General features: G+C 40.0%; 19 protein-coding genes. 10 read left to right on the top strand and 9 right to left on the bottom strand.

Annotation, left to right across the window (positions count from 1 at the left end; translation table 11 throughout):
• Position 1: 1 nt before the first annotated feature.
• The gene (locus M2M59_RS02550) at positions 2 to 2185 is read right to left on the bottom strand and encodes an NAD-dependent epimerase/dehydratase family protein (RefSeq protein WP_249775402.1); all 2184 of its coding nucleotides are present in this window, start codon (positions 2183 to 2185) and stop codon (positions 2 to 4) included.
• A gap of 515 nt (positions 2186 to 2700) precedes the next feature.
• On the bottom strand, positions 2701 to 3852 hold the full coding sequence (locus tag M2M59_RS02545; protein WP_249775400.1) for a glycerate kinase: 1152 nt from the start codon (positions 3850 to 3852) through the stop codon (positions 2701 to 2703).
• A 206-nt stretch (positions 3853 to 4058) separates the two neighbouring features.
• Between M2M59_RS02545 and M2M59_RS02540 the strand changes: the two genes are divergently transcribed.
• Positions 4059 to 4841, top strand: coding sequence for a helix-turn-helix domain-containing protein (locus M2M59_RS02540; RefSeq protein WP_249775398.1), 783 nt, complete (start codon positions 4059 to 4061; stop codon positions 4839 to 4841).
• 84 nt (positions 4842 to 4925) lie between these two features.
• On the opposite strand, the gene M2M59_RS02535 is transcribed toward M2M59_RS02540, so the two are convergent.
• The 3 genes from M2M59_RS02535 to pxpB are packed head-to-tail and all read right to left on the bottom strand — an operon-like array spanning position 4926 to position 7413.
• Positions 4926 to 5693 (bottom strand): LamB/YcsF family protein, encoded by a 768-nt coding sequence (locus M2M59_RS02535; protein WP_249775397.1) that lies wholly within the window; start codon positions 5691 to 5693, stop codon positions 4926 to 4928.
• Positions 5694 to 5695: 2 nt separating this feature from the next.
• Positions 5696 to 6706 carry a 5-oxoprolinase subunit C family protein gene (locus M2M59_RS02530; RefSeq protein ID WP_249775396.1) on the bottom strand — a complete coding sequence of 337 codons (1011 nt, stop codon included), beginning with the start codon at positions 6704 to 6706 and terminating at the stop codon, positions 5696 to 5698.
• Positions 6703 to 7413, bottom strand: coding sequence for a 5-oxoprolinase subunit PxpB (gene pxpB, locus M2M59_RS02525; RefSeq protein ID WP_249775393.1), 711 nt, complete (start codon positions 7411 to 7413; stop codon positions 6703 to 6705). Before pxpB ends, M2M59_RS02530 begins: the two co-directional genes overlap by 4 nt.
• 265 nt (positions 7414 to 7678) lie before the next feature.
• On the opposite strand from pxpB, the gene M2M59_RS02520 reads away from it, so the two are divergent.
• The 8 genes from M2M59_RS02520 (at position 7679) to M2M59_RS02485 (ending at position 15458) form a co-directional block, all read left to right on the top strand.
• Positions 7679 to 8386 (top strand): DUF969 domain-containing protein, encoded by a 708-nt coding sequence (locus tag M2M59_RS02520; protein ID WP_249775391.1) that lies wholly within the window; start codon positions 7679 to 7681, stop codon positions 8384 to 8386.
• Positions 8386 to 9339 (top strand): DUF979 domain-containing protein, encoded by a 954-nt coding sequence (locus tag M2M59_RS02515; RefSeq protein WP_147195164.1) that lies wholly within the window; start codon positions 8386 to 8388, stop codon positions 9337 to 9339. The genes M2M59_RS02520 and M2M59_RS02515 overlap by 1 nt, the downstream gene beginning before the upstream one ends.
• Before the next feature lie 13 nt (positions 9340 to 9352).
• The gene (pcp, locus tag M2M59_RS02510) at positions 9353 to 10000 is read left to right on the top strand and encodes a pyroglutamyl-peptidase I (protein WP_249775389.1); all 648 of its coding nucleotides are present in this window, start codon (positions 9353 to 9355) and stop codon (positions 9998 to 10000) included.
• Between the two features lie 448 nt (positions 10001 to 10448).
• A complete protein-coding gene (locus M2M59_RS02505; RefSeq protein ID WP_249775388.1) occupies positions 10449 to 11318 on the top strand; it encodes a MurR/RpiR family transcriptional regulator in 870 nt (289 codons plus the stop codon).
• Positions 11319 to 11321: 3 nt separating this feature from the next.
• On the top strand, positions 11322 to 12449 hold the full coding sequence (locus M2M59_RS02500; protein ID WP_249775386.1) for an amidohydrolase: 1128 nt from the start codon (positions 11322 to 11324) through the stop codon (positions 12447 to 12449).
• Positions 12450 to 13265, top strand: coding sequence for a GNAT family N-acetyltransferase (locus M2M59_RS02495; protein WP_249775385.1), 816 nt, complete (start codon positions 12450 to 12452; stop codon positions 13263 to 13265).
• Complete coding sequence (gene menC / locus M2M59_RS02490) at positions 13262 to 14368, top strand: o-succinylbenzoate synthase (RefSeq protein ID WP_249775384.1); 1107 nt, start codon at positions 13262 to 13264, stop codon at positions 14366 to 14368. Before M2M59_RS02495 ends, menC begins: the two co-directional genes overlap by 4 nt.
• Before the next feature lie 13 nt (positions 14369 to 14381).
• Positions 14382 to 15458: a YkvI family membrane protein gene (locus M2M59_RS02485; RefSeq protein WP_249775383.1), complete on the top strand. Its 1077-nt coding sequence runs from the start codon at positions 14382 to 14384 to the stop codon at positions 15456 to 15458.
• A 370-nt stretch (positions 15459 to 15828) separates the two neighbouring features.
• Here the strand turns inward: M2M59_RS02485 and M2M59_RS02480 are convergent, their stop codons facing one another.
• The 4 genes from M2M59_RS02480 to M2M59_RS02465 are packed head-to-tail and all read right to left on the bottom strand — an operon-like array spanning position 15829 to position 20624.
• On the bottom strand, positions 15829 to 17409 hold the full coding sequence (locus tag M2M59_RS02480; RefSeq protein WP_249775382.1) for a hydantoinase/oxoprolinase family protein: 1581 nt from the start codon (positions 17407 to 17409) through the stop codon (positions 15829 to 15831).
• Entirely contained in the window at positions 17409 to 18503 is a 1095-nt protein-coding gene (locus M2M59_RS02475) for an S-methyl thiohydantoin desulfurase family protein (protein ID WP_249775381.1), read from the bottom strand. The genes M2M59_RS02480 and M2M59_RS02475 overlap by 1 nt, the downstream gene beginning before the upstream one ends.
• 30 nt (positions 18504 to 18533) lie before the next feature.
• Positions 18534 to 19853: a purine-cytosine permease family protein gene (locus tag M2M59_RS02470; protein ID WP_249775380.1), complete on the bottom strand. Its 1320-nt coding sequence runs from the start codon at positions 19851 to 19853 to the stop codon at positions 18534 to 18536.
• Positions 19854 to 19901: 48 nt separating this feature from the next.
• On the bottom strand, positions 19902 to 20624 hold the full coding sequence (locus M2M59_RS02465) for an aspartate/glutamate racemase family protein (RefSeq protein ID WP_249775379.1): 723 nt from the start codon (positions 20622 to 20624) through the stop codon (positions 19902 to 19904).
• Positions 20625 to 20838: 214 nt separating this feature from the next.
• On the opposite strand from M2M59_RS02465, the gene M2M59_RS02460 reads away from it, so the two are divergent.
• Positions 20839 to 21426: a TetR/AcrR family transcriptional regulator gene (locus M2M59_RS02460; protein WP_249775378.1), complete on the top strand. Its 588-nt coding sequence runs from the start codon at positions 20839 to 20841 to the stop codon at positions 21424 to 21426.
• Positions 21427 to 21467: the final 41 nt, after the last annotated feature.

The raw sequence follows: 21467 nt of genomic DNA, 5'->3' as shown, positions 1-21467 counted from the left end.
TTTACATTTCCCCTTCTAACAAGCGCATAGAAATATGATTTGCCTCAAAACGCGATAAAATTAACTCCACATCATTCCGATTTGTATTCGAAAGAATGACACCCACCCGATTCTGGTCTAACATGCCAATGTAATCCGTTTCTCGTAGCAAGTTTGATAATTTATTTGAATAAGTACCTATCTCTTGCTGAACAACAAAAGCCTCAAGCACTGCATACGGCAGACCGTACTTATCTTTTTGTTCCCTCTTGCTTTCTAATATGCTTTTAAATACTTCTAGATATAAGACATTCGTTTCAGGAATAAATCGGTTAGCCTCTGTCGCCTCTATATAACGCAATGCTCTATCTAATGCTGAACCAGCAAGCTCTGTTGTGATTTTAAATAAATTTTCATGGTAGAGTGACATGTGTTTAAATTCCATCCAGTCGATTGTAATCACAGCAGAAATCCTATTGTTGCGATAGATGGGTGCTGCCATAATAGGCGTATCCGGCAACAATTCTTTATTTACAAAGATGCTGCCAGTTTGCAATACATGCTGTATATATTTATATTCAGTTGCTTTAATCGAATTTTTTTGAGCTGATTGAGAGAAGTTTGTATTCGCTACTAATCTTAAAAATGCTTGATTACGATTAAAGACATAAATTGATACATTATCAGCGTCCATCACCTGTTTTACTACTTGAACAGCTTTTGAAAATACCTTTTCCGGCTCCAGTTCATCTAGTTCTTTTATTATGGAATAAATTTCACCAAAACTATCCTCGCTATTCAATAGACGCATTTGGAGCTCATCCTTAACCTCTCGAGTTTCTGTATGGATGCCTTCTAAAAACTCATAACGCTGTTCCAGCTCAGTCATTTTTTGTCGCTGCTCTTGTAAACGATTTGTTTTACGTTGTACAGAGTAGCCAACAACTAATCCGATAAATAAAAATAAGGCAATCTGGAAGAAAAATGATGTATCATACAATAATGATATAAACTCTCTTCCCTCAAACAGTTTCTCCATGGTTAATAGTCCGATTGATAATCCGACAGACAAGATAGATTGTTTAATGCCATACATAGCACCAAAAATCATAATATAAAAAACACCAATTTCTGTTGTATTAAAAATAGATATATCATTTGTCAGCACAAACCATGCGATAATAAGGAAAACTACAATATTTTCGATATAAGCTTTAAAAGGCTTTATTACATGCGCAAAATTCTTCGGCTTATCTGTTGCTTCTACAGTAGTGGCTGCTATTTCTTTTTGCGCCCGATCTCTTGCAGCCCATTGATAGGTTTTTTCTAATCCTGACCTAATATCATAAAGTGGACTCCAATCGATGCCATCCATAAGTTTCCTATTATTTAAAACAGAGTGGCGGATATCGCCTTCTTTTTCAGGCAGCATATTTACTTTCACTTTTCCGTGTATATCCTGAAAGATCTGCGCCAAGTCATTAATGCTTGTTTCTGTGTTTGTGGATAGATTAAAGACTCCACTAATAGGAGCATTGGTCGACCTATATATAGCGTCCGCAATATCGCCGACATATATAAAATCTCTCGTTTGTTCGCCGTCTCCGAAAATCTTCAGTGCTTCGCTATTTAATGTGTTGTTTACAAACTTAGAAACGACCCCACCCTCGCCTTTACTATTCTGACGAGGACCATATACATTTGAAAAACGAAAACACACAGTTTCAAACCCATATATTTCGTTCCACTTTTCACAATACGTTTCACCAATCCATTTGCTGATTCCATATGGTGATATTGGTGCACATTCCTCTTCTTCTGATAAAGGCAATTGACCGTTCACACCATATACAGCTGCAGATGAAGCAAATATAAACTTCTTCACATGGTACTTTTGAGAAAGTGATAATATATTTACAAGCCCAACAACATTAGATTCTGTATCTAACAAAGGATTATTAAAGGATTTCACGACACTTATTTGAGCAGCTAGGTGAATGACAATATCAAATCGGACTGCTTTAAAAATTTCTTCACATTTTGGATCATCAACAGAAAGTACGTATCCTTTGTGTTTAAAGGTGATATTCTCTTTCTTGCCTGATGATAAATCATCAATAATAAATATTTCATGGTCTTCTTTATGAAAGCGATCAGCTACATGCGAACCAATGAAACCATAGCCTCCTGTTATTAATACTTTCATACTGTTTCTCCTCGTATTTTCATAGTAAGCACTTTGGCTCCTTATCATGCCCCTGAATCCCTTATTATCACTAGGTTTATAGGGGGTATTAATTATATTCCTCTCAATAATTCTTAATGCCTAAAACACACTTTCTAATAAAAATTATTTTTCAGCCATAAGTATAATGTTCTATTATTATTTCTATTTTACTTGAAATAATTCCTCTATTATATCTTTCGAATCAATTTTAACTTTCATAGTATAGCAAAAACTAGAAGAAATACGATATAAAATCGGCAAAAATACTTCATATCAAACACTAATTTTCTTTTTGAAAGCCTCTAACTGAACACCTTTGTTATCCTACCTTCACAGCACTGAATAAAAACTGAACAAAAAAAGCACCTGCCATCTTTTAATAGTGGCAAGTGCTTAAGTAACAATTAATTAATTTTTTGTAGAAAATCATTCAAAGACCTAGCTCCTCTTGTTTCTGGTAGAAGTTTCCGTTAAAGTGAAACTTTTTTGCGATGTTATAATTTCTTTTCTTTATTTTTCTTACATACGAATCGTGCCATCACTTCTTTTGTCTTCTCTTTCAAATATACAAAGGCTGCATCCATTGCCTTTTCCGTTGAGACGCTCTCTTCTACAACCGAATAGATTTCAGTAAAATAGGGTGTAAGACTACATCGGCAATCCTCATCAATCGTTCCAGAAACTAAAATAGTGGGTTTGCCTGCTTTTTTGGCTGCTTGGGCGATTCCTATGGGCGCCTTTCCTGATAATGTCTGAAGGTCTGTTTTTCCTTCTCCGGTCAAAATAAGATCGGCGTCTGATACATGGTGAGTAAAATCAACTGCTTCTAATACTACTTGAATACCCTGTCTCATTTGTCCATCAAAAAAAGCTAGGAATGCTCCTCCAGCACCTCCCGCGGCTCCTGCTCCTTCTTTCTCGTGTAACGCAATGCCAACCTCTCTTTCAATCACATTCGCAAAACGTTTTAAACTAGAATCCAATAAAACAACCTCTTCAGCAGAAGCACCTTTTTGTGGTCCAAAAATAACTGAAGCTCCCTTAGGACCGATGAATGGATTTTTCACATCACATGCTATGATAAATTCAGAATCTACGATGCGAGCATCCCAACCATTCATATCTATGGAGGCTACATCAGCTAATGCTCCTCCACCTTTTTTCAGGTCTGCGCCTTCATCATTTAATAAACGAATGCCAAGAGCCTGCAGCAAGCCTGCTCCCCCATCATTCGTCGCACTCCCGCCTAATCCAATGATAAATTTACGAAATCCTGCATTCAATGCATGCTGGATCAATTCTCCGGTCCCATATGAAGACGCCTTTATCGGATTTAATGCCTCTTTATTTAAACGAGTAAGCCCTGAAGCTTCAGCTATTTCAATTACACATGTCTCTCCATCACCAAGCACTCCATATGCTGCCTGGACGTTTTTCCCAAGCGGATCTTCTACAAGTACGCGGGTAAGTTTGCCATTCGTTGCATCAATTAAACTTTGCATCGTGCCTTCTCCGCCATCTGCCACAGGCAATACAATCGTTTCAATAGTTGAGTCCACTTCCAGTATTCCTTCTAACATAGCATTAGCAGCTTCCATTGCTGTTAAACTACCTTTGAATGAATCTGGCGCCAATAGTACTTTCATTTGCTCTACCTCCTCTGCATGAAATTCATTCTGAAAAAATTTTCTTTATAAAAAAGCCTTCAACCTGAAAGAAGATTGAAGACATATATTTATTTAACATGACTGATATCATCATTCACATAAAGCGAAAAAATTCTTTCTCTTGTTGTCCTCTTTTCTCCACTTTCTTCTATTTAACATGTAAAAGCAGAAAGAGGGAGAATACAATGGCACGTTTTAATTATTTGGCACCATATGCGACATTTACAACTGTACAAGAAATGGACGAAGTAGTGGAACAACATATCCACAAGCATTACTACAATTTGACTCCATCAGACAAGGCAATTCTTTATAAAATGGCTTCACATGCATTGGATTACCCGGGGGCCTGCCACCTAAAAGCACAAACAATTGCAGCAGCTTTAGGCATTTCTGTAAGAACTGTTTTCCGTACGCTTAAACGCCTAGAAGAATTTCAAATTATCCAACGCATCCAAACAAAAAAGATGAATGGCATCAAAGGCGCCAACATCTTTTCTATTTTACCCTACCATGACACATCGATTTTGGCACATCAAGAGGAAGCTGAAACTCCTTGTGAGAGTAAGGAGGAGGTAGTAACAACTGAACAAGAACCTTCTTTATCTTCTAATCCTAAACATCAATACGGTAAACATACGTACCCGATGCTCAATACATCCATACGTAATCGAATCTTTCATTATCTAGCTTCTACCACAGGTAATACATCAGAGACAAAGAGGTTTGCAGATGTGGTGTACAAGCAACTTAAGCCGTTGCTGGAATGGGAAATATATCAATCCCGCAAACAACAACTCGAAGATATTAGTTTTACGGCCTTCAAAGAAACCATTCAACAGACCAAAAAGCAGTTTATTCGCAATCCCTTTGGCTATATGTACAAAAAGTTAGATAGAAAATTGAATCGATTTATCGTAGATGTGATGGAATTTTATTTGGAAGAGGCAAGAAGAAGTGATGCGTAGTAGGTGCTCATTAGGTGCCACAATCCATGCCTCTGTCATTCAAGAATATATGTAATTTTTTTAGCACAACTATCAAGGCGTTATTCACTTAAAGCTTGCAATCTTTGCTACTTCAATCCCAGCTTCCCGCAGGCTACTAGAAATATAACTAGCAAAGTCCAGTGCATTCTCTCCATCGCCATGAATACAAATGGTATCTGCTTGGATAGGGACGTCTATACCTTGAAGTGACGCTACAGTCCCTTCCTTTACCATGCGGATGACGCCTTTCACAGCTGTTTCGCGGTCCGTAATGAGAGCCTGCGGTTCAGTTCTTGATGTTAGTGAGCCATCACTTTGATATGTTCTGTCGGCAAATACTTCATTTGCTGTGCGCAAGCCAATTTTTTCACCTGCTTTGACTAGCTCGCTTCCTGCTAAACCAAATAAAATAATGCTTGGATCCACTTTGTAGACGGCTTCTGCAATCGCCATCGCGAGTGATGAATTTTTTGCTGCCATATTGTATAAAGCCCCGTGGGGTTTCACGTGTTGAATTTGTCCGCCTTCTGATTTAGCAAAAGCATAAATTGCTCCTATTTGATAGACAACAAGGTCATATGCATCCTGCGGAGAAATTTGCATATTTCTTCTGCCAAAGCCGACTAAATCTTGCAATCCTGGATGTACGCCAATACCAACATTTTTGTCTATTGCCATACGGACCGTTTTCCTAATGGTCGCAGGGTCTCCTGCATGAAAGCCGCAAGCAATATTAGCTGAAGTGATGAAATCCAGAATTTCTTCATCTCTTCCCATTTTATAAGTACCAAAGCTCTCTCCCATATCACAATTCAAATCAACTTTAAGCATGTTTATTCCCCCTCGTTTAGTTTCAATTCTATCGCTTTTTTTAGTAATTGTATTTTTCTTTCCTTTTGTAAAAGTAATATCTGGGCCTCTTCATGTGTAATTTCTGTAAAACGGATGGTATCACCTGGCTTCGCTTGAGCCAATAATGGCAAATCAACAGCAGCAACTTGCCCAATCTTTGGATAGCCTCCTGTTGTTTGGCGGTCTGCCAGCAAAATAATCGGATTTCCATCTGAAGGTACTTGGATTGTCCCAAAGCTTACCGCTTCTGATAACATGTCATTCGCCTTTATTAGTGCTAACTTCTCTCCCTTTAAACGATACCCCATCCGGTCCGATTGTGTAGAAACATCAAAACGCGAGGAGAAAAAAGCATTTTGGCTTGAAGTTGAAAAAAGTGAGTAGTGACGTCCCTTCATCACACGAATCACTTGGTCATTTTTAAAAGCAGGGATGAGCTCAGATGCAATGGACCATTCAGCTTCTACGAATGTTTGATTTTTCATGTCTTTTTTCAGTTGACCCATCATGTGCTGCGCTACTCCACTAATTGAATCGGTTGAAATTTTATCTCCCTGTTTTATAGCTCCTCCATTAAACCCACCAATTCCAGCCTTAAGGTATGTTGACTTGCTCTCCATGACCGAGGGTACAGCCAATCCGCCTGCAACCCCCAAGTTCACTCGGCATCCAGCCTTCGCCGCACCAAATCGAAGTTCGCTTCCTTTTTTCACATAAATGGTTTTCCACATTGAAACTGGCTCTCCATTAATTGAAGGAGATAAATCACCACCGCAAATTGATAGAAGTGTATCTTCATGAAATTCTATATGAGGACCCATAAGTGTGATTTCTAATGTAGGGGCATTTTCTTCATTTCCCACTAACAAATTCGATATCCGGTGTGCAACGGTATCCATTGCTCCGCCCACAACTACCCCGTATTTTTGAAAGCCATACCGACCTAGGTCTTGAATCGTTGTGAGGAGTCCGGGTTTTTTTATAGTGATCATCCTTCTTGCCCTCCCCACTCTATGTACTCTTGATAGCTAATCGGTTTAAAACGAATTTTATCTCCAGCTCGCAACAAACTTGGTGTTTCGGCATTTGGTTGAAATAGCTCTACTGGTGTCCGGCCAATTAAATTCCAGCCACCAGGTGTTGAAATCGGATAAATACCCGTTTGTTTGCCAGCAATCCCAACTGTTCTTTCGGGTATTTTCAGCCTTGGAGATGGCAATCGGGGTGCTGCAATCTTTTCCGACATACCACCAAGATACGGGAATCCCGGCGCGAACCCAATCATATAGACAGTGTATTCTGCAGAAGAATGGATTTGAACTACCTCATCTGCCGTTAAGCCGTTCAACTTAGCAACAGATTCTAAATCCGGACCAAACTGCTCCCCATAGCATACCGGAATCTCCACAATTCTCGTCTCTGTATGCTGGTCTACAGGTAAGTCTGATAATACCTCATGTAATTCATTGCAAACAAACTGGTTTGGGAGCTCTCCTTTTAAATTATTCATTATTTTTAACGGATTATAAAAAATAGTTACTGTCGAAAATGCAGGTATGTATTCTACCATCCAATGGAATGAATGATTCTCTAAAAAAGATGAAATTGCTTGTACCTTTTGATGCGTGAGTAAATTTAGTTCATTTCCCAATTCGATAATGATTGCATTTTCTCCCAATGGATACAAGGAATAATCCATTAAGTCTCCCCCTCGCAAAAATCATTAATTTAATAGCTTTTCTAATATAAATATCAATATACTATTATAGTATATTTTATTTTAAAGATTTAAACAATTTAAAATAGAATAAAGTCTTTATTTATTCATTAATATTTTTATTTATATATAATTTATAGATAATTAATACTATTTTAAAATTAAACTTCTGAAGCCCTTTTCAGCCTATTTTATATCTGTTAGTATTTTTATATTCAAAAAATTCCTAAGAGAAAGAAGAGTTTATATGGTTTTAATTGGCGTTGCATTAATTATCATCGGATTTGCATTAAGGCTAAATTCTCTTGTAGTTGTAACTGTCGCCGGTTTAGTAACTGGTTTAATTGCAGGTATGCCTATAAAAGAAATCATTACCCAATTTGGAGAAGCCTTTACGACAAATCGTTATATGTCTATTTTGATTGTTACACTTCCCGTCATCGGCCTTTTAGAAAGAAGCGGGTTACAAAATCAGGCGGGACATCTTGTTTCAAAAATAAAAGCCGCTACAGCAGGCCGTATCCTTACGATCTACTTGCTGATTCGCGAAATCGGTGCCGCTCTTGGATTAAATAGTATTGGCGGGCATCCACAAACTGTTAGACCGCTTATCGCCCCTATGGCTGAGGGTGCAGCAGAAGCAAAATATGGAGAGGTTCCCGAAAAAGAAAAAGAAGAAATTCGAGCGCATGCTGCAGCAGCAGATAATATTGGACTCTTTTTTGGAGAAGATATTTTTGTAGCTGTCGGTGCAATTTTACTGATGAAAGGCTTCTTTGATCAAAACGGGATTGAAGCAGACCCTATATCGATGGCACTTTGGGGTATCCCTACCGCTATCTTTGTTTTCATCGTCCACTCAATAAGACTTTATTTCTTTGATAAAAAGCTAGATCGGAAACTAAGAGGCAAGACAGAGAACACTCCACCGATCAATAAAAAGGATGTGAGCTAATGGTTTTTTCAGTTGAATTTATTTATATCATCATGGGTATTATTGGGTTTTGTTGCTCCATCTATACTTTTTTAGATAAAGCAAACCCACGCCGAATTTCCTCCGGTTTATTCTATCTTCTTTATTCTCTTACACTACTATTCGGCAAAGTCATACCGCCGTTTTACATAGGAATCATGGTTATCCTTATGGTGCTAATCGTCGGCTTAGGCGGTTTAAAGAAAGGTTCATATGAAGAGGCGACTGAGGGACAACGCGAAGAGCGCCGGAAGAAACTTGGAAATATGTTATTCCTGCCTGCCTTATTAATACCGATTATCACGGTTATAGGCTCTAAGTTATTTGTTAATGTAAAAATTGGCTCACTGCAATTATTAGATCCAGCTAACCCTACACTTGTATCACTGGGCATTGCATGTTTAATCGCAATCCTCGCAGCAGTAGCTCTGACAAAAAGTACACCTAAAACCACCATTAAAGAGTCACGAAGATTATTAGAAGCAATCGGCTGGGCAGTTGTACTCCCTCAACTATTAGCTACACTTGGAACCATTTTCACTTCTGCTGGTGTGGGCAAAGTCGTTTCAGATATGGTCACAAAGGTTATACCAGAAACATCTTTATTCTGGGTAGTATTTGCGTTCTGTATCGGCATGGCTGTCTTTACGATGATTATGGGAAATGCATTTGCAGCGTTCCCTGTGATGGCAGCTGGCATTGCCATTCCGTTATTGATCAAACAATTCGGCGCCAATCCGAATCAAATAGCGGCTATTTCAATGTTTGCAGGCTATTGCGGCACATTGATGACACCAATGGCTGCAAACTTCAATATTGTGCCTGCAGCTCTACTAGATTTAAAGGATAAGAATCATGTTATTCGAGTTCAAATTCCAACAGCATTATGTGCATTAGCTTTCAATATCGTTCTTATGTATTTTCTAATTAAATAGGAGGAATGTTCGAATGGAGAAAAAAGTACTGATTACCGGGTTTGACCCGTTTGGTAGTGATACTGTGAACCCCGCTTTAGAAGCTGTGAAAAAGTTAGAAGGCCAAAAAATTGATGATGTAACCATCATTACACAAGAAGTTCCTACTGTCTTTCATGAGTCAATTAAAGTTGTAACGGAATCCATTGAAAAGCACCAGCCTGATGTGGTAATTCTTGTTGGACAAGCTGGTGGACGCACTCAAATTACACCTGAACGGATTGCTATTAATATTGATGATGCGCGTATCCCTGATAACAAGAAGAATCAACCCATTGATGAACCGATTGCAGCAGACGGTCCGGCTGCCTACTGGTCCACTCTGCCAGTTAAAAGAATGGTGCATGATATGAGAGAAGCAGGGATTCCAGCAGCCGTCTCTCATACTGCCGGTACATTTGTCTGTAACCATTTATTCTATGGCGTCATGCATTATCTGGCTAATTATGCACCACATATTCGTGGAGGGTTTATCCACATTCCTTTCATCCCTGAGCAAGCCGTCTCTAACAACCAACCAAGCTTAAGTCTAGATACCATCGTAGAAGGCATTAAACTATCGGCAGTAGTGGCTGCACATGATCATGAAGATATTCGTGAAGTTGGCGGTACCATTTGCTGATAGATTTGTATTGAGGTATTGAACATGTGTAATTGTAAATGTTTTTATTAATTCATATTAAATTGAAGTGGGACAGCTGCGCATTCCTAGGGGCGAGCGGTAAGCTTCCTCGTCAGCTGTGCTTCCTGTGGGATCTTACCTGTCTCGCTAATCCCTAAGGAGTCTCCGCTGTCCCACTTCATAAACACATATATTATTTTTGGCCTTCATAATTATGTAGTAGACAACTGACCATTAAATTGGCTTTTCGTATAACTGTCAATTTCAAGGTATTCTTCATTATTTTCTCTCCTGATCTAATCAGTTTTAACCTTATTCTTTTTTATCCATCCGTGATCAATTAATCCCGTAAAATATTTCTGAATATTCATTGTTTTATGAATTAATTTATGCTATCCTCGTATGAAGTTGAAACTTCAAAACATACAATAAAAAGGAGAGACTTCTCTTGGAAAAAGAACGAAGTATCAAAGAATTGATTGAGATGCAATTCCATGATCTCTCAAAAGCTCAACAAAAGGTAGCAAACTTTGTCTTACGGCATCCCAAATTTGTGAGTGTTCACTCAGCTACTGAGGTTGGTGAAAAGGCGGGAACAAGTGAAACGACAGTTATTCGCTTCTGCTTTGCGCTTGGGCTTGAAGGCTATACAGAACTCCAAAAGAAAATTACCTTACATGTTTTTAACAATACCGCTGTTAGTACACTTGGTTACTATGTTTCTTCGAAAATGGAGCTCTACAATGACCAATGTCTAGTAGAAAAAGGCATGAACAAAGACAGTACAAAAATCAGCGGGATTGCCAAGCAAATTAATAAAGAACATTTTAATGAGGCAACCAAACGACTACATAAAGCAAAAAATCTATATATTTTGGGTGGAGGTGCATCAGAGTTTGGGGCAAGATGGCTGCACTTTACGTTAAATATCCTTCGGCCGAACGTAAAGCTGATTCAAACGGACTCGGCGGATCTCTTTCGGACAATGCAGGAAATAGATGAAGAATCGGTTGTCGTTGTCATTTCATTGCATCGGTATTTTAAGGAACCCATTCAAATTGCAGAAACACTTCACAACCAAGGGGTTACGGTCATAGCTATTACAGATTCGAAATTAGCCCCTATCCATAAACACAGCTCATATTCCTTTATTCTCGAACAGCCTGAACTGTCGACGATTGATCTCATGCCATCTCTTATATCATTTTTAAATGTTATCGTGACAGGTTTGATGACTCTTGATCCGCAATATTATCAGGATCAGCGAGTAAGATACGATGATTATAAAAATAGCTTTATTGCAGATCGGTGGTTTTAACTGATGAAACAACCATTTTCCGAAAGACTACAAACGATTTTCGAACATCTACATCATTTCCCTGAGACTAGCTGGAATGAAGTAGAAACAACGTCTTATATTGCAGAATTCCTTCGTCAAGAGGGTTTGAAGCCACATCTTTTTAAAAATATGACGGGTTTATATGTTGATATTGGAGAAGGCATTCCAAAAGTCGGTTTCCGCACAGATATGGATGCACTATGGCAAGAAGTAGACGGTAAATTCAAAGCAAATCACTCTTGTGGACACGACGGACATATGACCGTGGCCTTAGGGGTAGTGCTGCTCCTGAAAGAAATGGCCCCTTCCCTGCCAGGCGCCATTCGAATTCTTTTTCAGCCGGCTGAAGAAAAAGCGCAAGGAGCAAAGGCACTCGCCGAATTAGGAATTGTAGATTCCCTGACCTATTTGTTCGGCACCCATGTAAGACCGCTATACGAGTTACAGGACGGAACCTATTCACCAGCACTCTATCACGGAGCGGCAAAACTATTTACCGGAACCATCCAAGGACTTGAAGCACACGGAGCACGTCCTGAGAAAGGAGTGAATGCCATTGAAGTAGCAGCTGCCATGATCGATGGGTTAAAAAGGATTTTGATTAGTCCCGAACAATCAGCTTCTATTAAGATGACACAGCTTCAGGCAGGTGGTTCATCTACTAACATCATTCCTGGGAGTGCCACATTCAGCATCGATGCACGTGCTCAAAATAATGAATTGATGGATGAATTAACAAGTGGCTTTGACAAGGTAACGGAAGCTGTCAGCACATTATTTGGGGCAGTCATCACTTACAAGATAGATGCGCATATTGCAGCAGCGCAAGTGGATGATAGCGCGAAAAACATAATGAAGCAGGCCATCCTCGATGTGGTTGGTGAGGATCATTTAGCGCCTGAGATTGTGACACCAGGTGGTGAGGATTTTCACTTTTATGCCTATACACGCCCCCATTTGAAAACAACCATGCTTGGGCTTGGATGTGGGGTTACACCCGGATTACATCACCCAAATATGACTTTTAATCAGGAGCGACTCCCAACAGGTGCTGAAATTATTGCAAGAGCCTTAATACTAGCCCTACATCAAATAGAAAGAAGCGATTAGATGATGAATATTAGAGAATTGAAGACCATTGCAGAGATGGAACAGATTCAAGAGCTTGAACAAAAAGTATGGGATATGGATCCCATACCGACTCATCAAACTTTAACAGCTGTAAAAAATGGCGGCATTATAGTTGGAGCATTTGATGGAGTCGATTTAGTTGGCTTCAGCTATGGATTTCCTGGTTTTGATAATGGAAAAAGCTATTTATGCTCTCATATGCTCGGGATTGATGAGAATTACCGTTCACAAGGTATTGGCGAAAAGTTAAAACTTGCACAGCGTGAAATGGCCATTGCAAAGGGCTTCCACATCATGAAATGGACGTATGATCCACTTGAAACCCGCAATGCATCCCTAAACCTAACGAAACTAAACGGCATATGTAACACTTATTTCGAAGATTGCTACGGAAAAATGCAAAATAAATTTAATCAAGGATTACCATCAGACCGGTTTGAAGTGCATTGGCATTTGACTAGTCCATATGTGGTTGAAAAGCAACAGCTTCAAATAGAAGTAGTCAAAGCTTTGAACACCATTTCTCAGAATGAAGACCGACTACCTGTCTTTATTGCACGCCCTGAGCAAGAATTAAACAAACCTGCCTATTCCATTGCAGTGCCGAAAGATTTTCAATCCCTCAAAGCGCAAAGTCAAATACTTGCAATTGATTGGCGCTTGCAAACACGTAAGATATTTCAACGCCTCTTTAAAACAGGCTATGCAGCTGTGCGTTTGCAATCGTATGAAACACATAATGACTATATTTTTGTAAAAACAGAAACATTAGAACTTGGAGGAGAGTATCTATGAAAATTGTAAATATCACGATCCGTCAACTAAAAATGAAATTAAAGGATCCTTTCACTACAAGTTTTGGAACATTTACAGATAGAGATTTTCTTGTGCTTGAAGCGCAGGACCAAGATGGAACCATTGGCTGGGGTGAATCAGTCGCCTTCCACTCCCCTTGGTATAACGAAGAGACTTTGCAGACCAACTGGCATATGCTGGAGGACTTTTTAATTCCATTGCTTTTAAATAAGGAAATCCACCACCCGGATGAAGTTAGTGAGTTATTTGCACCTATTCGGAAAAATAATATGGCTAAGTCCACCATTGAAGGAGCCGTATGGGATATTTATGCACAGCAAACAAATCAATCTCTTGCCTCTGCACTCGGCGGTACAAGAGATAAAATTGAAGTCGGGATTAGCATTGGCATTCAACAATCGATTGAAGAGTTAGTTGAATTAGTCGATGGCTATGTCAAACAAGGCTACAAACGGATTAAAGTGAAAATTAAGCCGGGCTGGGATGTGGAAGTCATGCGCATATTACGAGACACTTTCCCCGATGTTGCCATGATGGCAGATGCCAATTCCGCCTACAGGTTAGAAGACGCAGAATTGCTGAAACAGCTAGATGCGTTCAACCTCACGATGATTGAACAGCCTTTAGCGTCAGATGACATTATTGACCATGCACAGCTGCAAAAATTGCTAGAAACGCCGATTTGTTTAGATGAAAGCATCCACTCGCTTGAAGATGCACGAAAAGCAGTAGTGCTTGGAAGTACAAAAATTATTAATATTAAAATCGGACGTGTCGGCGGATTAACCGAAGCCAAGAAAATCCATGATTACTGTGAAGCAAACGGCATTCCCGTGTGGTGTGGCGGGATGCTCGAATCAGGTATTGGGCGTGCACATAATGTGGCTTTAACAACATTATCGAATTTTACATTACCGGGAGATACAGCAAGCTCAAATCGATATTGGGATAAGGATATTATCAAGCCTGAAGTCGTATCCGAAAATGGCTACATCAACGTGCCACAGGCTGCTGGAATAGGCTATGAGATTGACCGTGAGGCTGTGGAATCCTTTACTGTTGCTAAAAAACATTACAAATAATGGAGGGAAATATATGAGGAAAAGTTTACGGATTGGCGCCGCTTTCGTTGGATTGATTGTAGGAGCCGGATTTGCTTCCGGCCAGGAAATCATGCAGTACTTTACAAGCTTTGGCCTTTGGGGAACCGTCGGTGGAATTCTTGCAACTGTCGCCTTTACATTTCTAGGCTATATGTTGGCTCAGCTTGGCTCAGATTTACAAACTTCTTCACATAAAGAAGTGATTTATCATATTGGCGGCCGGTATATCGGATTTGTTTTAGATGTCTTAATTACATTCTTTTTATTCGGTGTAGCGGTTGTGATGTTTGCCGGTTCTGGATCAACATTCCATCAAATGTTCGGCATTCCTCCATTAATAGGCAGTTTGATTATGGTTGCTGCCACCATCCTAACATTATTGCTGAATATAAAGAATATCATCAATTTGATTGCTGTAATCACTCCCTATTTAATGGCGATTATTTTTATTATATTAATCTATTCTATTTTTACGATGGATCTCTCCTTAGCTGATGCCAACACAATCGCTAAAGAACAAGGTTCCGCTGCCTCTAATTGGGTGCTGGGTGCACTGCTTTATGTTTCCTATAATATCGCAGCTGGTGCCGCCTTGTTGATTGTGATGGGCGGAACGATTAAAGACCGCAAAGTCGCAGGTATGGGCGGGATATATGGCGGGATTATGTTGGGTGCCTTAATTATCCTTATCAATATCGCGATGTTTGTAAAGATCGATGTGATCAAAGGTGTTGACATGCCAACTCTTGAATTAGCTGCCCAAATCCACCCCATTGTTGGCGTTCTTATGGGAATTGCCCTGCTTGGCATGATGTATAACACTGCGGTCGGCATGTTCTATGCTTTCACCGTTCGTTTCGTACAACCTGAAAAAAAACACTTCAAGCCTGCCATTGTTGTGATTGGTTTACTTGGATTCGGAGCAAGCCTTGTCGGTTTCACCACCCTTGTCGGAAAGGTCTACTCTACTATGGGCTACCTGGGACTCGCCTTAATCATAGCTATTATCCTTTCGTGGGCTCGAAAAGCAAAGAGACAAAAAACAGCGAATGCTCCAGAACCTTTGTAGAAAATGTTCAATAACCAAATTGCACATAAAAAAGACTGAATTTTCCAATAATATGACATCCTAATGAAAGCCTGAACCCATGTGAAATTATAATGAGTTCAGGCTTTTTCATTTGTTTTTTTCTATTGAACTGACATATAAAAGTTAGTTTGTGTTCCGTTCCAGACAGCGCTTTCCGCAGTCTTATCTTCAATCTCTGCGTCACTACGTTCCTGCGGGACTTTCAGATCGCGCAATTCCGCATGAGTAGCCGTCCTCCTCTTCACACAATTACAATGATGCTCATCATTAAAAACAAAGATATTCCCTCCCCCTTAAGGAGAGGGAACGTCTATTGATCAATTGGTAAATTATAAATTGAACTTTAAAATCACACCAATTCTTTCATTTCAAATTGTGCCAAATCACCGGCAGCTTTTACGCGTATACGTGTTGCATTTCCCGGCATATAGGCAAGTGGAACATCCTCAACATCTACGATGACCAAGCTTTCCTCGGCTGCACCCGCATTGATCGCTTCTGTTTTAGCCTGTAGTTTTGCGTGCTCTAATGCTTTTTCTCTTCCTATTTCATCTAAAGAATAAATCTTTTCGATTTGTCCGCTTACTTGTGAGATAGCTGAACCGATTGCGTTGGCAACACCTGAATGCTCCGGACGGATTACCTCTGAAGCACCTTCCAGATGTTCCGGCAACAATACGCTACCTCCTCCTACAAGAATTACAGGTACTGGGTCTGCGCTCGTCTTCATTTTATCAATGGCTTCTTCTACAAGTGACACCATCTTCGTGTACATTCTATTCAACAATTCCTTATCTAAATGTGCTACCTTAGTAGAATCACCGATCTCTACTTTGCCTAGAGCTACAGCAACATCTGTAGCCGTTAAAATATCTCCTCCAAAGACAAGGCTCTTTTCCTGTAATTTGTACCCAACGCTATCAGGTCCAATCGTAAATTCTCCATCGTCTTTGGTACGAATCACTGTCCCTCCTCCAAGTCCTATCGACACAAGGTCAGGCATACGGAAGTTGGTTCTAGCACCACCAATTTCAACTGCTAGAGACGATTCTCGCGGGAAGGATTGTACTAAAACACCCACATCGGATGTTGTACCCCCAACATCTACCACAATTGCATCAGTGAGCTCACTTAAATAAGAAGCCCCGCGCAATGAGTTGGTCGGACCGCAAGCTACAGTAAATATAGGGTACTTGACTGTATATTCAATAGACATTAGTGTCCCGTCATTTTGTCCGAAAAATACTTTCGCATCTATTCCTTCGCTCTTCAGTGCGTTAATAAATCCGTCGGCTGCTGTTTTTGCCACATTCACAACGGATGCATTCAGAATCGTTGCATTTTCTCTTTCTAAAAGTCCTACTGAACCAATTTCAGAGGATAGTGATAAAGGAATATGTTCGCCTAGCACTTCTCGAAGTATCTCGCTTGCTCTTTCTTCATGCGATTTGGATACGGGCGAGAACACTGATGTAATCGCAATTGAATCTACCTTTCCCTTAATCTCCTCAGCTATTTGATATAAATGATCTTCATCTAACGGAACAATTTCCCTACCATCAAATTCATGACCTCCACGTACGAGATAAACATGTTTCCCTAGTACTTCCCGAAGGTCATCAGGAACACCAATCAGTGGCTTCACTGATAAAGTTGCAGGAGCTCCGATTCGGATGGCAGCTACTTTATTTAACCTTTTTCTTTCTACTATGGCATTCGTGCAATGAGTGGTGCCAAGCATTGCATATTTAATTTTCTCACGAGGTACGTTTGCTTGCGTAATAATTTGGTGCATTGCATTATAAATGCCTGTTGCCACATCTTCAGTTGTCGGGGATTTTGTCTCTGACAATACAGTATTATTTTGGTCTAGCAAAACGGCATCTGTATGGGTTCCGCCTACGTCAATTCCTATACGATAAATACTCATTATGATAGCACTCCTTTTTTCGCAAGATCTTCTACAGGTACATAGTCCACATCGTATCCAAAGTATCGTGGACCGACAGCCTTAATTCCTTCTTCCGTTCTCCATTTTGGGTGGCATGGTATACCAATGACGACACATCTTGATCCATATCGAATGCCTTCTGTTGTGATAGGTAGCCCTGTTTCTGCATCAAGCACCGCAATCAAATCCGGGGTAACACAAAGTAAGCGATTGTCTGTCTTGGCAAGAAGATGTTCATTTTGAAAATGTAGCTGCAGTGTTTCCCCTTTATATGAATGAAGTCCCTCAAATGTTGCAATCCCCTTCGCAAAACCTGATTCTGTTTTGCGATTGATATCGCTAACTTTGCCGTTGAACAATTCATAACCATCAATCTGCTTCAATAATTCCTGGATTGGGTTTACATTCTTTTCTTTGGCGAGCCTAATCGTTCTACCGATTTCCTCTTCCAGTTTTAAAATATTTTTCACGCCACTGTCGCGTAGATTCTTGCCAGTCATTGAATACATCGCAGTCATAGCGGATCCACCCATTTGGATAGTAACAGCACGAGCAATTCTTTCTGTCCACACATTATCCACCGTAGACAATAAAGTCGTATTACCTTTCTCATCTGCGAGTATGGCAGGTGTAGCAGATATTCCATCTAGATAAAAAGTGACCATTTGTAATTCAGGGAATGCTCGCCCCATTCCATCTGCGTCTATGACAGGAATGCCTAGTTTGGCAGCAAGCGCAAATGGAATCATAGAATTGACACCGCCTGCTTCTATTGGGAATGTGGCATACACCTTTTTCCCTAAATAGTTTTCAAGGTTTTTAAAAGCCAAAATAGGCTCTTCACCGCTTGGCGCTTTTTCCAGCATCACTGTTGGTGCCCCCATCATGGAGGATGGCACTACTAAAGCGTCGTCTGGTACTTCCTCTACATCTAAAAGTGTGACTTCCCCATATTCTTCGATTGCCTGCAGTGCCATCAGCTTTCCGATATATGGGTCACCTCCACCGCCTGTTCCTAGCACTGCTGCGCCAACTGCAATATCTTCAATTTGTTGTTTGCCTATTTTCCTCATTAAAAGCCTCCCGAATATTCCGATTTTTTATTATGCCACTTGTTTCTCATTTTCAATATGTTTATTTGCACTCGATCTCGTAGCTAATTTCCCAATGTAATAAACTACTCCACTTACCACAAGAGAATTAATAGATGGAATCCCTAGAGTGACAAAGTAACCTGCAGCAAAACCCATTGCCCACGCGATAAGTGTAATCGGACTTAGCTTTTCACCCACCACTGGTAGTGTCCCTTCTTCTCTGCTCTCATCAAGTGCCTGGCGATTGGTTTTTAATATGAAATAGTCAATCACCATAATACCGGCAACTGGCGGTATCAGAACGCCCAACAAGACAAGGAAATCCACGAATTTATCAAGAATGCCTAGAACGGAAAGCAGCGTTCCAATAATCCCAATAACCAATGTGACAATTCCTCGATTTAATTTAACCTTAAATACTGAATCAAAGATGTTTGTAAAACCAAGTGATGAAGAATATAAATTCAAATTATTAATCTTGATCGTTGATGAAACGACTACTAATGCACCAAGCCAGCCAGATGTTTGCATCATGATGCTCGCCACGTCATTTGTTCTAGCAGCAAGTGCCATCAAAACCGCAATCATATTAATAAAAAGTTCGCCAATAACAGTTCCAATCATCGTCATCCAAAAGACGTCTTTTCCACTTTTAGCAAAACGGCTAAAGTCCGGTGTGATGACTGCTCCGATAATAAATCCTCCGGCGACCATTGTTGCTGCTACGCCCATGGTCATCTTTTCACCAGCAGGAGCCGTATTCATTAACTCAAAGATAGAATGATCTTTAAGAACCTGATAAATCCCAAAGGCTACAGCGATTAGAAATGCAGGTACAGCGATTGTCGCGGTCGCGCTTAATAATTTAAATCCAAAAATTACGAGGACCGTAACAGCAAGTCCCGTTAGTGTAGCCGCAACAGGGAGACTTAATTTCCCATGGCTTGCCTGTACTAGCCCTTCTGCAAAAACGGAGTTCTGTACACCGAACCAGCCAATTGTGGAAATCGCAATAACAGCACCAATAATACTTGACCCATAACGGCCAAAGCCCGTCCATCTTGACAATAGACTCGTGGAAAGACCTTCACGTGCTCCTGCATATCCTAGGAGAAGGCTAATTACTTCTAAAATGACACTGCCGAACATCGTTGCCCAAAAGGCTTGCCAAAAGGTCATGCCATATCCTAATGCTGCCCCGATCACAAATGAGGATATCGTTGCCATTGATCCAACACGTACAATCGACACATTCCATAATGATTGTCGTGCTGATTGCGGTACGCGAGATAGTGAATAATCATCCATTGCATTTTGTTTATTTTCCATTTGCCTCTTCTCCTCTACTCAGCTCTAACTCATAGGAACTAAACTCTATTACATCTTTACTCTTTGTTTTGAAGGTGGCGTCATATATGTCAAACGACTTTGTTTCACACCCATCTCTATCAAACCTTCGAGCATCTTTGTGGCAGCAAAGGCCGGATCAATCACTGGGACTTCATAACCTTTTTCCCTAAGGCGCTCTTGCAGTTCTGCTGCTACGCCCAAAAAGCCTGTACATCCAAGTACGATTGCATGTGCACCGTCTTGTTCTATTGCCTTCACCATTTCTTCGAATAGGGCCTCTTTCAACCTTTCCTTCTCATGAACTTCTAATACAGGAATATTAATATATCGAGTGGATGCTAGATTCCCGTGCACACCTAAAGTCTTGCTGATATTCTCAATCATTGGCACCACATTCGGTAGCACCGACACGACTGAAAAGGACTTGGCCAATGAACTCGCAAATAGCATTCCTGCTTCACATGGCCCAACGACAGGAATATCTAGTATCTCCCTGGCAGGCTTCACTCCGGGATCTCCGAAACAATCGCTAATAATCCCATCATAGCCTTCCTCTTCCGCCTCCTTAGCTTTTTCCAGCAAATTCGGTACGCTTAATGCTTCATCATATTCACTTTCTATTGATGCAGGACCATAATCTAGACTGCAAACGCCAAATTCTGTGTTAGCCGTACCATATAAATCAAATTCCTTTTTCGTTTCCTCTAAAAATACATCTGAAATAATAGGCATGATTACTTTAATTTTCATTGTCTGCTCTCCTTTTTCATTTATACTTAAAGTGATAAGGCTAGAATTCTTTTCATGCAATGCTAGATTAACTTTAAAACCACCCCTTTTGCGTGAATATTCCAGTTACCTTACAAATAATTCAATTAATATGAAATATTCAGATAATATAAAGTTTAATAAAATATATACTACCTAATATTAGTTAGGTAATCAAGAGGGAGAAGGAAATAGATTGTCGACAAAAATTAACATTATGAAAGCGGCTACAGAACTATTTGCCATAAAAGGATATGAAGGAACAACTTTAAAGGATATTGCAAATGCAGTTGGCATAAAGCCTCCATCTATTTATGCATTCTTTGAGGGAAAGGAAGATGTGTTGCTGCATATCTATCAAGAGATACTTGATGAGCATCATAAGCATCTGCAGGATATGCTAGAACAATTGAAGAATGGATACGCCAAAAATAAGCTGTATGGATTGTTAGTAACCGCGGCAGAATATCATTTATCTGAAGCTGGAAAAATGAAATTGTTTAGAAGGCTGATGCTCTTCCCGCCTGAAATTTTACAAAGCGAAATCACAGAAAGCTTCCAAAAACTTGTTGCAATAGAACGACAAGCAATTAATGCTGTCTTTGAAGAAGCTATACGCAACATAGAGGTTAGAGAAGGAAAAAGTGAAGACATGACAACTGCCTTCCAATGCTTAATGAATGGTTTGTTCTTAGAGTCACAGTATTATGATGAGCAGGAATTCTATCTACGACTTGATATTATTTGGGAGGAATACTGGATGGGAATTAGTAGAAAAGTCTGATTTCTAGGAACATCCATAGTCATCTCAATCACACTAAAAAA

It is taken from the genome of Rummeliibacillus sp. G93, assembly GCF_023515935.1.
GTDB classification, from domain to species: Bacteria; Bacillota; Bacilli; order Bacillales_A; family Planococcaceae; genus Rummeliibacillus; species Rummeliibacillus stabekisii.
This window is presented reverse-complemented; position numbering and strand designations above follow the sequence as displayed.

What these genes read in the sequence shown, in the direction of transcription:
- menC (WP_249775384.1), top strand. Translation starts at nt 13,262, where the DNA reads ATGAAAATTGTAAATATCACGATCCGTCAACTAAAAATGAAATTAAAG.
- M2M59_RS02545 (WP_249775400.1), bottom strand. Translation starts at nt 3,852, where the DNA reads ATGAAAGTACTATTGGCGCCAGATTCATTCAAAGGTAGTTTAACAGCA.
- M2M59_RS02465 (WP_249775379.1), bottom strand. Translation starts at nt 20,624, where the DNA reads ATGAAAATTAAAGTAATCATGCCTATTATTTCAGATGTATTTTTAGAG.
- M2M59_RS02485 (WP_249775383.1), top strand. Translation starts at nt 14,382, where the DNA reads ATGAGGAAAAGTTTACGGATTGGCGCCGCTTTCGTTGGATTGATTGTA.
- M2M59_RS02520 (WP_249775391.1), top strand. Translation starts at nt 7,679, where the DNA reads ATGGTTTTAATTGGCGTTGCATTAATTATCATCGGATTTGCATTAAGG.
- pxpB (WP_249775393.1), bottom strand. Translation starts at nt 7,413, where the DNA reads ATGGATTATTCCTTGTATCCATTGGGAGAAAATGCAATCATTATCGAA.
- M2M59_RS02540 (WP_249775398.1), top strand. Translation starts at nt 4,059, where the DNA reads ATGGCACGTTTTAATTATTTGGCACCATATGCGACATTTACAACTGTA.
- M2M59_RS02515 (WP_147195164.1), top strand. Translation starts at nt 8,386, where the DNA reads ATGGTTTTTTCAGTTGAATTTATTTATATCATCATGGGTATTATTGGG.
- M2M59_RS02480 (WP_249775382.1), bottom strand. Translation starts at nt 17,409, where the DNA reads ATGAGTATTTATCGTATAGGAATTGACGTAGGCGGAACCCATACAGAT.
- M2M59_RS02500 (WP_249775386.1), top strand. Translation starts at nt 11,322, where the DNA reads ATGAAACAACCATTTTCCGAAAGACTACAAACGATTTTCGAACATCTA.
- M2M59_RS02550 (WP_249775402.1), bottom strand. Translation starts at nt 2,185, where the DNA reads ATGAAAGTATTAATAACAGGAGGCTATGGTTTCATTGGTTCGCATGTA.
- pcp (WP_249775389.1), top strand. Translation starts at nt 9,353, where the DNA reads ATGGAGAAAAAAGTACTGATTACCGGGTTTGACCCGTTTGGTAGTGAT.
- M2M59_RS02530 (WP_249775396.1), bottom strand. Translation starts at nt 6,706, where the DNA reads ATGATCACTATAAAAAAACCCGGACTCCTCACAACGATTCAAGACCTA.
- M2M59_RS02535 (WP_249775397.1), bottom strand. Translation starts at nt 5,693, where the DNA reads ATGCTTAAAGTTGATTTGAATTGTGATATGGGAGAGAGCTTTGGTACT.
- M2M59_RS02495 (WP_249775385.1), top strand. Translation starts at nt 12,450, where the DNA reads ATGATGAATATTAGAGAATTGAAGACCATTGCAGAGATGGAACAGATT.
- M2M59_RS02475 (WP_249775381.1), bottom strand. Translation starts at nt 18,503, where the DNA reads ATGAGGAAAATAGGCAAACAACAAATTGAAGATATTGCAGTTGGCGCA.
- M2M59_RS02470 (WP_249775380.1), bottom strand. Translation starts at nt 19,853, where the DNA reads ATGGAAAATAAACAAAATGCAATGGATGATTATTCACTATCTCGCGTA.